The 907-nt window shown below is 49.4% G+C and carries 1 protein-coding gene; it reads left to right on the top strand.

Annotation, left to right across the window (positions count from 1 at the left end):
- Positions 1-907 (top strand): collagenase (locus tag R7O13_RS25135; RefSeq protein ID WP_318304977.1); only part of this gene is annotated, 907 nt, incomplete at both ends.

Below are 907 nucleotides of genomic sequence, written 5' to 3'. Positions count from 1 at the left end.
TGTCAGGGACCTGCCATCATTCGCTCTGAAGATCTCACCGATGCTCAAGCTGCGAAAGCGTGTGAAGTGCTTGCTGCGAAAGAAGCAGACTTCCATCAAGTTGCGAATACTGGCAATCAACCAGTGGCGGATGACTTGAACGATCGTGTTGAAGTCGCGGTGTTTGCAAGCAACGACAGTTACGTTGATTACTCTTCATTCCTGTTTGGCAATACAACGGATAACGGTGGTCAGTACTTAGAGGGGACCCCGTCAAGAGCCGATAATACGGCGCGTTTCGTGGCTTATCGCTACGCGAATGGCGAAGATCTATCTATTTTGAACCTTGAGCACGAGTACACTCACTACTTGGATGCACGTTTCAACCAATACGGTTCATTCAGCGACAACTTAGCTCATGGTCATATCGTTTGGTGGCTGGAAGGCTTTGCGGAATACATGCATTACAAACAAGGTTACAAGGCCGCGATCGATCTGATCCCAAGTGGCAAACTGAGTCTTTCAACCGTGTTTGACACCACATACTCGCACGATAGCAACCGCATTTACCGTTGGGGTTACTTGGCGGTTCGCTTCATGCTAGAAAACCACCCTCAAGATGTAGAGAGCTTGTTGGCGTTGTCTCGTTCAGGTCAGTTTGCACAATGGGCGCAGCAGGTTACTGTGCTTGGTCAACAATATGATGCGGAATTTGAGCGTTGGTTGGATACGTTAGAAGTGGTAGTTGAACCGGAGCAACCAGGAACGGACCCAGAAGAGCCAAGCGAACCAACCGATCCTGAAGTGCAAGTGACGGAGCTGGCGGCGAACCAAAGCCTTCAACTGAGTGGCGAAGCATACAGCGAAAAACTGTTCTACGTTGACGTGCCTGCTAACACCGTTCGCTTTAATGTCTCTATTGAAGGAG

The sequence above is a fragment of the Vibrio sp. Y176 genome, assembly GCF_033438945.1.
This window is presented reverse-complemented; position numbering and strand designations above follow the sequence as displayed.